We start from the raw sequence: 13,494 nt of genomic DNA, 5'->3' as shown, positions 1-13,494 counted from the left end.
GACAAGCAATAGAAACCGTCCATTCTGCAGAAAGCTGCCCAAGCAATAACAAGCAGAAGAACGGTATTCCTTTTCATGAGAGGCCTCCTTAAATTCTATCAACAAGGAGGGCCTCTTTTTCAAAATTTCAAATCCCTTTTTTTGGTTAACCACCCTCCGGAATGCGAAGTAGTTCCTCGAGTTAGCCTTCCATTAAAATTGCTACAAACATACGAAAACACCTTATCCTCTACCTGTCTTTTCATTTCCAGTATCGTCTGGGAGGCTGAACCCGATATCGACTAATCGTGAACCGTCCCTGTCCTGCTGCGGGACGGGACTTCAAGGCTCGTTACTTGCGCGGCAAGAATGATCATGTAGGGAGGTAACTACAATCTGATGATCAAAAAATTGTTACCATGGTTGGCTTGGATCGCGCTCCCCCCCATTGCTGCACTTGCTCTTTTTCTCATCTATATGACAGCGGTTGATTATAAGCCCCCTGCTCAAGTGGAGCTTCCAACCAATAAGAACAACACCTCTACGCTGAAGCAGGGGCAGCCGTTAACCGTCACGACATTCAATCTCGGCTATGCCGGCCTCGACAAAGGACAGGACTTTTTCATGGATGGCGGAACGATGTCCCGGTCCGGCAGCAAGGAACAAACGGAAGCGAACCTGCGCGCCATTACCGATTTTCTAAGCGGCGCCCGCTCCGATCTGTACATCCTGCAGGAAGTGGACGTTAATTCTTCACGCAGCAATCGTATGAACCAGGTCCAGATCATTAACGACCGTCTGCCGGAATATAGCAGCACATTTGCCTATAACTATAAGGTGGCTTGGGTTCCCGTGCCGCTGACTCATCCGATGGGTGCGGTCCAGAGCGGACTACTGACGTTATCCACGTCCCGCAGCACTTCCCATACCCGCTTCGATCTGCCAGGCAAAGAGCGTTGGCCTGTTCAGCTATTTGAGTTGGATCGCGCATTTATCGAGAGCCGCTTGCCCATCGATAACGGCAAGGAACTTGTCTTGATCAATCTGCATTTATCGGCCTTCGACAAGGGCGGCGCCATCCGCAAACAACAGCTCGACTTCCTGGCGGACCATATTCATCAAGAAATGAAGAAGAACAACTATCTTATTCTCGGCGGAGATTGGAACCACGCCTTGCCGGGAACCGATCACAGCCGATTTCCGTCGCAGCAGAAATGGCCGCAGTGGCTGCAACCTTTTCCCGGCACCTTCGCTCCGGCTGGCTTCCAATGGGCGGTAGATCCGAGCACGCCTTCCGTCCGCACGCTGGATACCGCGTATCGGCCAGGGATTAATTTTCTCGCTGTCATCGACGGCTTCCTTGTCTCTCCGAATGTCGAAATCGTCGATGTCACCGGACACAATCTGAACTTCGAGAACAGTGACCATAATCCGGTGACCGGGAGATTTGTTTTGAAATGAGCGAAGCAGAAGAAAAGCCAACGCCTCTGATGTTCAGAGATGCTGGCTTTTTTTGCGGTTCCCTATTTATATCGTATCTTCCACTTCGATTTTGCCTATGTACAAAAAAGAATGAGACTCTTTGACTTCAACGCTCATATCCAATTCATCTAGCGCAATAAGGCAGCTTAGTTTCTGGATGTTCTTTTCCTTCAATGTGAATTGGACCTTCTCCCACAAGTCGCCAAATCCATCTAAACTCTTAATATCAGCGATCGGGCACGGAATCTCGCCAAAGTACTCTATAATAGCATGATCCCAGTCGCAAAACGCATGTTTTAGTTTGAAATACTTTTGAAACAGACAGCTTCCTCTCGTGTTAAGCTCAAGCGCCTGAGAAAAGCTCTCATAGCTTACGTATTCGGATACCCAGACATCCATAATATGCTTTCGTCCGGTCGTCGTTTTAAAATTAACTTCCAAACCACATTTCTCCAGATAAGCTTTGATCACGGGCTTTGTTTCTTTTTCGTAAAAAACCTCTTCCTCCGTATCTAACAAATATAACAGCAAATTTCCATGACCTGTATGTGTCCCGATTTTCGTTTCTTTTTCCAATTCATCTTGCAGATTCTCGTTATGATACAAAATATTCAAGAACTCATCTTTAGATAAACTTCCGTTCAAAAAGTTTACTAAAATAGACTTTGATTCCGTCATCATGCACCTCTCCTATTTAATCTAAACCTGTTTTCCGGTATGCAGTCCGACATCGTCTCGCTTGTTCAATGGAACTTACAATTTCCAAATATAAAGATTTGATCCAGAGAATACTAGGTTATACCCCAATCGGTATAGCTCAAAATATGGAGCCAGCGGATCACCTGGAAGATCAAAGCGATGCCACTGCAAATAATAGGAAATCCAATAATCGCAGGCAATAGAGTAATAGGCCTCACTCAGAATTTGGACAGGCTCGTCCAGATTTTTATGCTCGGACACAATTTCGAACAAGATTTCATGAAGAAGGATCGGGTCATATTTTTCCCGGTATTGCCCAATCTCCTCTCGCGGAAGGATTACAATCTGATGGACCCCAGCCAGGTATGATGCCGCCTCCGCTGTCCCTTCAACATCGGCATGCTCTTCCATGAGCTGCTTCATTCCCGTAATCAACTGCTCTCCGTAACCTCTCAGCTCGTCCTCGGATACCGAAGTGGATTTGCCATTAAAATACCCGGGTACGCTGTCTCCCTTAAAATCTTCAGGGTCCAGCATATCATAAATCGGAGCAAGCCGCTTCAGATAGGCCTCCCCATTCGCAAGCGGTGCAAAGATAGCTTCCACCCCTTCGCCGCTCGGCATGAAAATCTATCCGTAAAACGCATCCTCCTCGATCTCCCCGTCTGGCGCTTCCTCATCAATTAAACCAAGCAAATATCGTCCATACTCCTGATGATCCATAAATCTCCCATCTCCTCTTTCTTCGATACTTCCCTGCCATGGCCCGTATTTTCTTGATATTCAACAAAAGAATTGTGAACGTAGCCGAAGGGATGTATGGAATAATGTAACATCATGTTATTGGTTTATTATAATCCGCGATCCCTGTTCAATGCCACCGACATCAACAAACAGGATTTGGTGAAAAAGTGAAACTTTTTTAAAGCAACAAAACACCTATGAAACACAAAAAAGGAAAGTATTGATAACCACCGAATACTATTAAATAGCTTGAAAATTTTCTTCGACTTCGAGTCATTAGAGGTGAGGAGTTTCGATTATGGCAGAATTAATCAAAATTAGAGGCAGTGTGTTTATCGGCGGGTTGCTCTATCTGCCCCCAATTCAAGATCCGTCAACAGGTATGATCTATGAATATCAGGCGGATGCCAGGGAATTCACTCCGTACGCGGTAAACACCGGGCGTTGCCGTGTGGAGCAGGAAGTCGTCATCGACTTCGTTAAGCAAAGAATTACATCTTTCGCCAATACGGGTGTCACCGTGCTCAAATTGACAGCTCCGGACGGTTCCGTCGAGTACAAACAAGGAAAATCGTCTACGGACGGTATCCGAGTTGAAGACGAAGTGTGGGACGGGGATACGGTATCGTTAACCATGCGAGCGAGCGCAAGCAATCCGCTTCGTCCTGATGCGCCGACGGTAGACTACTCTCTGCAGATTACCGCATATAAGGATGGCACCTTGCAGGTGAAGGGCCGCCATGATGGGTTTCCTTGCTTCGAGTTCTATAAACAAGTGGATTTTGGGGATTTTCAACTCCTGTACACCCATGATTTTCGGAAGACGGGCGATACGCCAGCCGCAATGGCTGGGGATATGGAATATCATTTTGAGGCATGAGAATTAGAGAAGAATTTCGTCTTCAAAACATCTGTTAATAAGGAGAATGAAAAATGAATTCGAACAATAAGGTACTGATCACCGGCGCTGCCGGCAATATCGGCAAAGCATTTAGACAATACGCGAAAGAGGCGGGAGCGGATTACTGTTTCCGTTTGGCCGACCGCTCTTCTGACGCTCTAAGCGCTATGGCTCAAACCGGAGATGAAATCGTGACCTTGGACGTAACGGACCTGGACGCTTGCCAGCAAGCTTGTGCGAGTGTCTCCACAGTCATTCACTTAGCGGCGGACCCGTCGCCTGAAGCGGATTTTTACTCTTCTTTGCTGGAAAACAACATTAAAGGAACGTACAACATATTTCGCGCTGCCAAGGATCAAAGCTGCAAAAGGGTCATCTTTGCCAGCAGCGCCCAAGCTGTCGAAGCGTATCCGCCAGATGTCCAGATCCATTCCCACATGCCGGTTCGCCCGAAAAATTTGTATGGCGTAAGCAAATGCTTCGGGGAAGCACTCGCTTCTTATTTCGCCGATGTTGAGGGTCTCTCCAGCATCGTAGTCCGCATAGCTAACTTTTTGGGTGCTCCGGAGGCACTTCATGGGGCAAGCGCACGAGATTTGAGCGCATATCTAAGCCCACGCGATTTGGGGGATCTCCTGTTACGGTGCATCGAGACGCCTTCCATCAAGTTTGCCGTCGTTCCCGGAATCTCCAACAACCGCTATAAACGGATGGATCTCTCGGACGTTCGCGAACAGTTGAACTATCATCCGATCGACGACTCTTTCGCTATTGTAGAAGGTGTAAGAAAAAATTAATTCAGGAGACTGTTCACTACTAAAACCAAGCTCCGACAACGTTTTGGCCGTAACACCGACACTTGTCATTCTCGTAGAATTATTATTCTATCATAAATCAGAAAACCGTTCAGTTTAATGTTTAGTATCAGGTTTTTAGGTTCAGAATTAGGTTCAAAAGGTATTGTCAATACCTAAAAACAAGAGTAGAATAAAGTAAATGAGTTAAGTTAGCTTAACTTAATTCAACTGAAGTATTAGCTTCAGCATAAATGTATACAATAAAAAGAGAGTCGTGCGCCAACACGACTCCCACACAATAGCTGCTTTTAAGGCGGCTGGCTTCAAAGGTAACTGTCATTGAAATAGACCGCATCCCTCTGTCAAAGGGCGGTCTATTTCTTTTTAAGGTAAGTAAGCAGCGCCAAAATGAACATGCCAAACATGAACATAAGCGTTAAAGCGTCCTTAACCTCCATTGGCATCACCTCCCTTCCGAGAGGTTAGCCGACCGCCCATAAAGCCTTTCTATTGTGGTTGGATTATTACACCATAAGGCAGAATGGATGAATAAAATTGAATATTGAGATTCAAAATCAGATAATCCGCCAAATAAAACGGTTTGCCCGAAACGACGCTGGCCTGCCTCCTCGCAAGCCACTTCACCTGCAGAAGCTGTCGATTTTCCTGTCGGTTCGGCGTCGTCTTCATCTTCGGAACGAACCTCTTGGGGTGGAAAAAGACAACGCCGCAAGGGATTCGAACGAAGCGTGCGGAAGCGTGAAGCGATATGCCAAAACAGCCAGCCCCCTGATCTTCCAGAGGATTGGCTGTTTTCGCTAGTTTAACTTGAGACCGCCCGGCGAGCCGCGGGAATCTCAGGCAGCTCGTTCACGGAAACGATGGCGTCCGTCTTCTTCACCGGTTTATTCCAGTACCGCTCATTCCCCGGCAAATCGTCGAACCAAGCGGCCTCCTCGGGACAGTCCAGCACCATAAATTTACCGTACTCCCCGTCTCGCGATTGGTGGTACTTCAAGTAAGCCTTGCCGTTCTCGATCGCCAAAATCTCGATTTTTCCAGACGTATGGCTCATCGACAGGCGTACCCTTTTTCCCAGGCCGGAGGTTAAAGCTTTCGCTTGCTCGACAATAGCGTACACCTTCTTCAGAGGCAGGACAAACTCGCTGTTGCCGGCCACCGGGCGGTTGACGAAGAAATAATAAGGCGTAACGCCGGCCCAGGACAGCTTGTCCAGAAGCTCGCCCAATACCGCGGGATCGTCGTTAATCCCCTTCAACACCGGCGTCTGATTCACAACGATGGCCCCGGCGCGATGCAGCGCCTCGAATCCCCTTTTGGCCTCTTTCGTGATTTCACGGGGATGATTGATATGCGCCATGACATAGATGCGCTTATCTGCGGAGGAGAAGGTCCGAATGAGCTCCAGCAGCGCTTCGTCCTCGTAGATGCGCATCGGATTGAACACGGGCAGCTTGGAACCGAGCCGAATGATCTTCACGTGCTCGATAGCCCGCAGCTTGCTTAAGATGTTGCCCAGGCGCGCCGTCGACAGGATCAGACTGTCCCCGCCGGTCAGGAGCACATTGTTAATTTCGGGATGCCGGGCGATGTAAGCGATTCCATCATTGACATCGGACATCGCTTCTTTCACATCGTTGCGGAATAATCGCTTGCGGAAGCAGTACCTGCAGTAAGCGCCGCATACTTCCGATACGAGCAGCAAAGCCGTCGTCTGGTATTTATGCTGACAGCCGGGAACGACATAATTCGTATCCTCGTCAGAAGCGTCCCAGCGGCCGTATTCCAGCAGCTCGCCCTCGTTCGGGATGACAAGTTTTTTAATCGGATCGTCCGGATCGTCCCAATTAATGAGGCTCAAGTAGTAATCATTCACGCGAAACACGAACTTCTCCGTAACGGGCTTAAGCTTCTCCCGCTCCTGAAGCGGGATTTGAGGAATCTTATCCATATCGGTGATATATTTCGGCTGTGCCATGGCTTTTACCCTCCTTGTCATGGATGTAATTACACCAGCAGTACCGCAGGACACCTCCTTGTTCCCTTTTTCCGCAGATGGGCGAATAAAGCAAAAAGACCCGTAAGCAGCGCATCCCTGAGCACAACGTGCCGCAGCTTGGCTGACTGTCGCGGGTCTATCCCTATTGAAAGACCCGCACAACGGGTCGCTCATGCAATAAAGTTGCACGAAAAGCATGGACCCATCTACTGCTGACGAGGTTAGCTGACGGACTCGGGAAAGATGGTTCCCTACGCGCATAAGGCGATTCGCCCCTACAAAAATGGTTCCCCCGCTTTCCAACTCGGAGAAGTTGGAAATTAAGCGTAATTTCATGATACACAACGGAAGTTTCGTTCGTCAACCGTTATGAACGGATCGGGAAATATTTCCCCCTCATTTCCTAGCTGCCACCGTTTCCTCGGGTGTCTCCCGGTGAATCAGCAATGCGGCCAGCAAGCCGATACCCAGAATAAGCGCCAGCAGCACAAAGGTCAGCCCATAGCTGCCGGTTTCCATAAAACGGATGGAAAGGATGGGGCCCAAGCTTGTTCCGGCGAAGAGAATAAACGTGTAGACCGAAACCGCAATCCCGCGCGATTTGCCTCCCAATTGACCGACGAGCGAAACCAGTGCCGGAACGGAGAGCGCAATGCCCGCCACAAAGACCAAGCTCAGCATAATCAGCAGGGGCAGGCTGGACATCAGCCCCAACGAAGCGAGGCCCGCCATCGCCAGCAGCAGTCCGCCTCGCAGAACGGCTCGAACGCCAAACCGTTTGGCCAAGCGTCCGGATAAAGGAGACATCAGCATGCCGATCACGCCGATGGAGCGCACATACAGAATTTCCTGCTTGGTCAGCCCGAAGTCCGGTCCGCTCAAGTAGCTGCCCAGCACCGTGTACATACTGACAAAAGACATGAGCAGTACCAGAGCGACAGCATAGCTGAGAATAAGATTTTTCCGCGAAAATACGCTGCCGATTTGCTTCAAGGGCTCCCATAGGTTGGCATGCGCCTGTTGAATTTCCCCTTTCGGCAGGAATCGGATAACGAGAAACGCAGTCACGACATAGGCACCTGCGAGAACATAAAATACCGCATTCCACCCATATTGCTGGCTGATTAAACCGCTGACGACCTGCCCTACGATTCCGGCAACCAGGAAGCCCGTGCTGATAAACCCGATCGTCGTCACCCGTTTTTCCGCGGGGAACATTTCCACCGCATAAGCAAGCGCCACCGGCGAGAATGTAGCTGCTGCAGCGCCCTGCAATCCCCTTAGCACAATGATCCAGAAAAAGCTGTCGATCACGCCGAGCAGCAAGGAGATGACCGTTAACGCCATGAGCCCGATCACAATGACTTTTTTGCGCCCATATTTGTCCGACAACGCGCCATAGATCAGGCATCCGATCGCAAAACCGAGGGAAAACACGCTTCCCGCAGCCGCTGCTTGAGTAGGCGTGATGCCGAACAGCTCCGCAAACAAGGAAATCAAAGGAATAGTGACGTACAGGCTTGACATCACCGCCATGCCGGACCAGCACAGCACCGCCGTCATCAAAGAATAGTTTCGCTTAGGAAGGGATGAATTGGCCAATTGCAACATAAAGCACCTCTTTCGAATTTCTATTTAAATTAGGATCAAGCCGTCTCGATGGCCGTTTGCAGAAACTGCATATCGTACAAGGAATATAGTAAGACTATCTAACTATTATTCTAAAAAAAATTATCTCCCTACTCCTATCCTTGTCTCGATGCTCCGATGCAGCTTGCCCAGGATCTTCTCGAATACGCCGCGTTCCTCGGCATCCAAATCGCCGAGCAGCGAGGCACAGGTCGACCAAAAGGTCGGCAGTACTTGGTCCACCAAGGCCCGGCCCTCCGGCGTAATGTTGACATGAATCATACGGCGATCCTTGGCGCTTTGTTCGCGGGAAACCCAGCCGCGTTTTTCCAGCCAATCCAGTAGAGCCGTGACGGAAGCGCGGCGGATTCCAAGCCGGTCTGCGATGCCGGAAGGCGTAATAAGCTCCCTGCCTTCATGCAGCATAAGCAGCAATAACATATCCAGCTTGCTCTCGGTAATACCAAATGGAGCTAAATCGACGTCCATCACGTCGAGGATGTTGTCGCTAAGCCACAGCATGACTAATCCCATGCGAATCGATTTGCGGTCCGCGTGGTCAGCCGCCGTTTTGTCCATAAGCTCCAAATAGGGCCTAATCCCCAACGCGGGCAGCTGTTGATCCGCCGTGCATTCTTTCGCCGTTTTTCTTTCCATGCCATCACCCTTCAACGTTGTGCCAATAATAATTAGATTATCTAACTATGACTATAGCTTATTTTGCACCGTCCTGCAAGCCTTAATCTTCGAGCTACGTCGCTGCGGCGTTGTTCAAACCGTCTTTGCGAGCTGGAAAGCCGGGGCGCATGGCCCCGCTAAGACGTATATTCGTGAACGAGTTGCCGCAGTGCCTGCTTCGCATCGCCGTGGAAGCGTCCGCCATGATAGCAAATAAGCCGCTCTACGTCGTAATCAAGCAGTCGCTGCACGGAACGGACGGCCTCCTCTAAATCTAACGTGAATTGCGGATTCGCAATGTCCAGCTTCCCCTGCTCAATGACGACGGCATCCCCGGCGATCAGCGTCCGGCTCGCGGGAAGATACAGCGAAATATGCCCGGGCATATGACCAGGCGTATGCACGATCTCGATCCCGCCGCACCATGGCAGCCGCTCCCGATCGGCGACCGTCCGATCAACGGCAACCGGCTCGATCGATTGCAGGAAGCGAATAAACTGCTCCGCTTGCGGCTTCGCTTCTTCCGGCATGACGTCCAACGTCGATTCAGCCTGCTCCAGCCTGAGCGACTTCTTCGTCCCTGCAATATATGGCGCCTCCACCTCGTGGGCGATAATCTCGATACGCGGAAAAGCCCGCTTCAACGCGGCCAGCGGACCCATATGGTCCATATCGTGATGCGTCACAATCAGTTTGGTGATCGAATCGAGCCGCAAGCCGCAGCGGGTGACTGCTTGTTCAAGAAGAGGCACAAAATCCGGGTACCCGCAGTCGACGAGAATGACATTTTCTTCGTCTTGAAGCAGCACCGGAATAATCGTCTGCTTTTGTCCGCCGTACTCAAACTCAATATCGAGCAAATGACAATGATTCATAGCTACCTCCAGATTTAACGTTTTTTTGTTCCCTCCGGCCGGCAACAAGGCTGGCTCAATCAAGCAATTGAAGCTCCTTCGCCTGAGCGATCGCTTTGGTTCGCCGGTTGACTTTGAGTTTCGTAAAAATATTTTTCACATGGACCTTCACCGTACCGACCGCCACAACTAACCGTTCCGCAATCTCTTTATTCGACAATCCCGTCGCCAGTAAAGCGAGCACCTCCATCTCACGCTCCGTAAGAGGCTCCTCCATCGCGCTCGGCGTTCTCGGACTCTCCTTCCCATTCTCCGGCCCGTTGTCGTACTGGCCCAGCGACCGCAGCAGCTCGCAAATATATAAGCTTTGCGCGGCCCTGGCATGAAAGATACGGAGCCGTTCCGGCGAAAACACGCCTGCCACAAGCGTATTTTCAAGATAAAGCACCCCAATCGAAGCTCCGTGAACGGTCACCGGCATGTATAATGCGGATTTGGGCCGATACTTCAGCAGATACGGATTGTGCAGCAGCCAGCTGTCCTCCATCCCGGTATATTGGACCGATTCCTTCGTTCTGGAAACATAACGCGCAATACCGCCGGGCAATCGCTCGTTGTCCTCCAACGGTGTAAGCGTGCCGAACATGTTCACTTCGTCATCCGCATAGACCCGGACATACAGCTCGCCATGGGATTCTCCCAGCTCTGGATAAAGGACGAGATGCAGTGATCGAAAGCAACCAGTTGATCTCCCTTAACCGCAAGCGCAATGCTCCCAAACCCACAGGCCGTGAGCAGGCTCAATAAATACGCATACATCACATTCGACCTGTTCAAGTGACCCCTCCATCGGAAATTCCCTCAAATTTCGCACGCCGCATTCCATAAGCTTAACAATAAAGCCGGCACAGCCACGCTTCCATACCTAAAAAGGGGTATTTATTGCTTTGGCCATCAAAAAGAAATAGACCGGAACTCCTTATTTATCAAGGAATCCCGGTCTTGTCATTGATTTATAAAATGCCCCAGTAGCTGGTTAAACTTGTCACGCTCCTCCCAGAAGGGGCCATGGCCGCTATAGTAAAACGGGACAAGCTGTAAATTTCTTATTTTTTGATGGAGTTCCTGAGCTTGTTGAAAGGGAATGACTTTGTCGTGAATGCCGTGAACGATTAAGGTAGGCACGGATATGAGCGGCAGATCGGCATCCAACGTTTCATCTCTCAGCATAACGACGACGGCCGCGGTCGACCAACCTGCCGCCTGTAATCCCAGTTGAAAAAACCATTCCGAGAACGGAGCGGTGATATACTGAAAGAAAAAGCTGTCGGTGACTTCCCTCATCATCTTAGGACGGTCATTTAACGTCTCATGAAGTACTTTGTTGGCAGCCTCCGGCATAAATCCTATGGGAGCCGCAGCGTCTACAAGGACAAGTTTCGAGACTCCGTAGCCATTGTACCGGGACACATACCGAATCGCAATCGCTCCGCCTGTGGAATGACCGACGAGCGTGAAGTCATGTAATTGAAGCGTACCGACTACGATGCGGATATCATCCGCCAATCGGTCATAATTGTAACCGCTCATCGGCTTATCCGAATTGCCGAACCCCTTCCAGTCAATTCCTATACAGCGGTAACCCATTGCGGGAAGAACATCAAACTGATACTCGAACTGTTTATGGCTTAACGGCCAACCATGTATAAAGACAATGGTCTTGCTTCCCCCCGGATTGATATCCTCCACATATAAATTTACATCCGGCTCTACATTAACAAAGGTTCCCACACAGATTCCCCCCGTACCATGAAGTATCTTCAACAATAAGATACTCATCTGGGGAATCATAGGTGAATACCTACCCTTGTCTCCACTTTCATGTCGGTCACCGTCAATCCTTTTTTAATATACCTAAATATTGCTTCCATGGCCCGACGTCCGCCCGGTATCTCTCAGCCATGACCCTAACGATTTGAGCCATGTGGGATAGATCATGAACAACCCATGTGGAAAGCAATTCTCCTAGCTTCACCGCACCAAATGCAGGGTGGATGCCCGTCAATTCGAGATGCGCTTCAGGGTCAACAAGCTCCTTAAGTTTGGTTATATTTGAGGCTCGAATCGTTTTGAATTCATGCAGCTTTTGTTCAACCGATCTTTCCGATCTTTCGTTTAAGTGAGCATAACGGTCAAAAGGGGAAAACGGTTTGCTTTCGCCTTCTTGAAGAATAAACTCCAGCCTTGGGACTCAATTCGTTTTCTCTCCCTCAATGAGGTGTTCGATCACTTCAGTGACATTCCACGTTCCTTCGCCTTCATTGCACTGCAACCATCCGTCCGCTAAACCGGATAAAAAATACTCCAACGTTTGCGGCGTACGCTCCAGAACTTCAATCGCTTCCTTCAAATTAAAATTCATACAACTGCTCCTTTCTTCTCCGTTAGTCCAAGAATGATTGACAAAAACCCCACGTCAAAGCACGGCTTTTACGTGGGGTGGATGAAAAGAGTTGATTTTAGACTTTAGCTGCCCATACTTCAATTTCGATTTTGATTTCCGGCAATCCTAATTCAGAGATATAGCCAACGGTCATTGCAGGATAAGTACTGCCGAATAACTTATCCCACTCGGCATATAGATAATCCCAATCGATTTTTTGGGTAGCCCATATGTTAACCTTAATAATATTTTCTGACGTTAATTCCTCGGAATGTAAAACAGTTTTAATATTGTCAAACGTGTTCTTGATCTGTTCGTTCATAGGATTGGGAATGCTGCCATTTCGATCTACGCCGATTTGACCGGAAGTAACGTACAGCTCTGCGTTTCTGGGGATTTTTGTAATATGGGTGTAGTTTCCTACCGGTTCTGGCATCCCCGCCGGATTTCTTCTAATGATCTTCGTGTTTTCCATTTGAATCTACCTCGCATTTTATAATTTATGCTATTTCTTACCATCATTTTTAGGCAGACTTCACCCGTAAAATGAATTCTAGAAAAAAACAGCAGTAGAGTATCCGTATCCAAAAGATATGCACTTTAACGTTTTTTTCTTCATGGATCGAATGCTCCTTTCTTTATAAATGCGAAGAGAGTTGTTTTATTATTAGACTATAATCCAAATGATTTATTGTGTCAATTTTACCAGCGGGCAGCGGTATTGCCAACTGATCAATGGCGACGCCGCACCTGAGGAAATGACTGGCTTAAACGCGATGTCATCAACTATTGAACATTTTATCGCCTGCATTTTTGTTCCTTCTTAACTATCTTTTTATAAAAACGAATCCCCTTCTCATCCCGAACAGCTTTGCTGCAAGCCAGCGCCTTTTCCAAAACGTTTAACGAAACATTATTCGTTGTTCTTATCATCCAATCACCATTCCGGTAGCATAGTTGTGCGCTAATGATATCCTTTTCTTTATAAAAGCCAAAACAGATATCAAACCAGGATTCACTCATAGATCGGCCTAATCCGGTGTATTGCCAACTATCAAATTGCGTAAGAAGTCGTTCCCACGATTGTGCTGATTCAAAAGCTTTCGTGTAGTCGTTATTCAAAATATGCAGCTCAGTTATATCTAAGATGGATGATACCTTATCCCGAGCGTCCGTAGTCAACTCTAATTCTGTCATCAGCCACTTTAATTGTCGGTGAATTCGGAACCGCCAATGACGGTGGCTTTTTGCATGCGTCACCGACATGG

At 48.7% G+C, this 13,494-nt stretch carries 15 protein-coding genes, 2 pseudogenes and 1 riboswitch; of the genes and pseudogenes, 3 read left to right on the top strand and 14 right to left on the bottom strand.

What is annotated here, in order from left to right; all coding sequences use genetic code 11:
* Positions 1-378: 378 nt before the first annotated feature.
* Complete coding sequence (locus tag NLX71_RS23795) at positions 379-1,440, top strand: endonuclease/exonuclease/phosphatase family protein (RefSeq protein ID WP_254366273.1); 1,062 nt, start codon at positions 379-381, stop codon at positions 1,438-1,440.
* 66 nt (positions 1,441-1,506) lie between these two features.
* On the opposite strand, the gene NLX71_RS23790 is transcribed toward NLX71_RS23795, so the two are convergent.
* Together NLX71_RS23790 and NLX71_RS23785 are read right to left on the bottom strand one after the other, a co-directional pair.
* Positions 1,507-2,142, bottom strand: a complete 636-nt coding sequence (locus NLX71_RS23790) for a hypothetical protein (protein ID WP_254366272.1) — start codon at positions 2,140-2,142, stop codon at positions 1,507-1,509.
* Between the two features lie 72 nt (positions 2,143-2,214).
* Complete coding sequence (locus NLX71_RS23785) at positions 2,215-2,784, bottom strand: hypothetical protein (RefSeq protein ID WP_254366271.1); 570 nt, start codon at positions 2,782-2,784, stop codon at positions 2,215-2,217.
* 418 nt (positions 2,785-3,202) lie between these two features.
* Here NLX71_RS23785 and NLX71_RS23780 point away from each other — a divergent pair, with 418 nt between their 5' ends.
* Positions 3,203-3,784 (top strand): DUF3238 domain-containing protein, encoded by a 582-nt coding sequence (locus tag NLX71_RS23780; protein ID WP_254366270.1) that lies wholly within the window; start codon positions 3,203-3,205, stop codon positions 3,782-3,784.
* 53 nt (positions 3,785-3,837) lie between these two features.
* A complete protein-coding gene (locus NLX71_RS23775) occupies positions 3,838-4,602 on the top strand; it encodes an NAD-dependent epimerase/dehydratase family protein (protein ID WP_254366269.1) in 765 nt (254 codons plus the stop codon).
* A gap of 374 nt (positions 4,603-4,976) precedes the next feature.
* Here the strand turns inward: NLX71_RS23775 and NLX71_RS26900 are convergent, their stop codons facing one another.
* The 12 genes and pseudogenes from NLX71_RS26900 to NLX71_RS23715 form a co-directional block, all read right to left on the bottom strand.
* On the bottom strand, positions 4,977-5,060 hold the full coding sequence (locus NLX71_RS26900) for a putative holin-like toxin (protein ID WP_309248983.1): 84 nt from the start codon (positions 5,058-5,060) through the stop codon (positions 4,977-4,979).
* A 49-nt stretch (positions 5,061-5,109) separates the two neighbouring features.
* Entirely contained in the window at positions 5,110-5,292 is a 183-nt protein-coding gene (locus tag NLX71_RS23765) for a hypothetical protein (RefSeq protein WP_254366268.1), read from the bottom strand.
* Between the two features lie 133 nt (positions 5,293-5,425).
* Positions 5,426-6,601, bottom strand: coding sequence for a KamA family radical SAM protein (locus NLX71_RS23760; RefSeq protein WP_254366267.1), 1,176 nt, complete (start codon positions 6,599-6,601; stop codon positions 5,426-5,428).
* A 218-nt stretch (positions 6,602-6,819) separates the two neighbouring features.
* Positions 6,820-6,959, bottom strand: a riboswitch (cyclic di-AMP (ydaO/yuaA leader).
* Positions 6,960-7,018: 59 nt separating this feature from the next.
* Positions 7,019-8,233, bottom strand: coding sequence for an MFS transporter (locus NLX71_RS23755; protein WP_254366266.1), 1,215 nt, complete (start codon positions 8,231-8,233; stop codon positions 7,019-7,021).
* Positions 8,234-8,353: 120 nt separating this feature from the next.
* Positions 8,354-8,908, bottom strand: a complete 555-nt coding sequence (locus tag NLX71_RS23750) for a MarR family winged helix-turn-helix transcriptional regulator (RefSeq protein ID WP_254366265.1) — start codon at positions 8,906-8,908, stop codon at positions 8,354-8,356.
* Between the two features lie 158 nt (positions 8,909-9,066).
* Entirely contained in the window at positions 9,067-9,804 is a 738-nt protein-coding gene (locus tag NLX71_RS23745) for an MBL fold metallo-hydrolase (protein WP_254366264.1), read from the bottom strand.
* A 55-nt stretch (positions 9,805-9,859) separates the two neighbouring features.
* The gene (locus tag NLX71_RS23740; protein WP_254366263.1) at positions 9,860-10,429 is read right to left on the bottom strand and encodes a LuxR C-terminal-related transcriptional regulator; all 570 of its coding nucleotides are present in this window, start codon (positions 10,427-10,429) and stop codon (positions 9,860-9,862) included.
* A 2-nt stretch (positions 10,430-10,431) separates the two neighbouring features.
* Positions 10,432-10,620: a hypothetical protein gene (locus NLX71_RS23735; RefSeq protein ID WP_254366262.1), complete on the bottom strand. Its 189-nt coding sequence runs from the start codon at positions 10,618-10,620 to the stop codon at positions 10,432-10,434.
* A gap of 168 nt (positions 10,621-10,788) precedes the next feature.
* Positions 10,789-11,574, bottom strand: coding sequence for an alpha/beta fold hydrolase (locus tag NLX71_RS23730; protein ID WP_254366288.1), 786 nt, complete (start codon positions 11,572-11,574; stop codon positions 10,789-10,791).
* 103 nt (positions 11,575-11,677) lie between these two features.
* Positions 11,678-12,205, bottom strand: a pseudogene (locus NLX71_RS23725) (DinB family protein).
* 97 nt (positions 12,206-12,302) lie between these two features.
* A complete protein-coding gene (locus tag NLX71_RS23720) occupies positions 12,303-12,701 on the bottom strand; it encodes a RidA family protein (protein ID WP_254366261.1) in 399 nt (132 codons plus the stop codon).
* Positions 12,702-13,024: 323 nt separating this feature from the next.
* Positions 13,025-13,494, bottom strand: a pseudogene (locus tag NLX71_RS23715) (hypothetical protein); the annotation flags it as partial.

It is taken from the genome of Paenibacillus sp. MZ04-78.2, from assembly GCF_024213375.1.
Lineage (GTDB): Bacteria > Bacillota > Bacilli > Paenibacillales > NBRC-103111 > Paenibacillus_G.
Note: the sequence above shows the minus strand (reverse complement) of the source record. Positions and strands in the feature narration are given on the sequence as shown.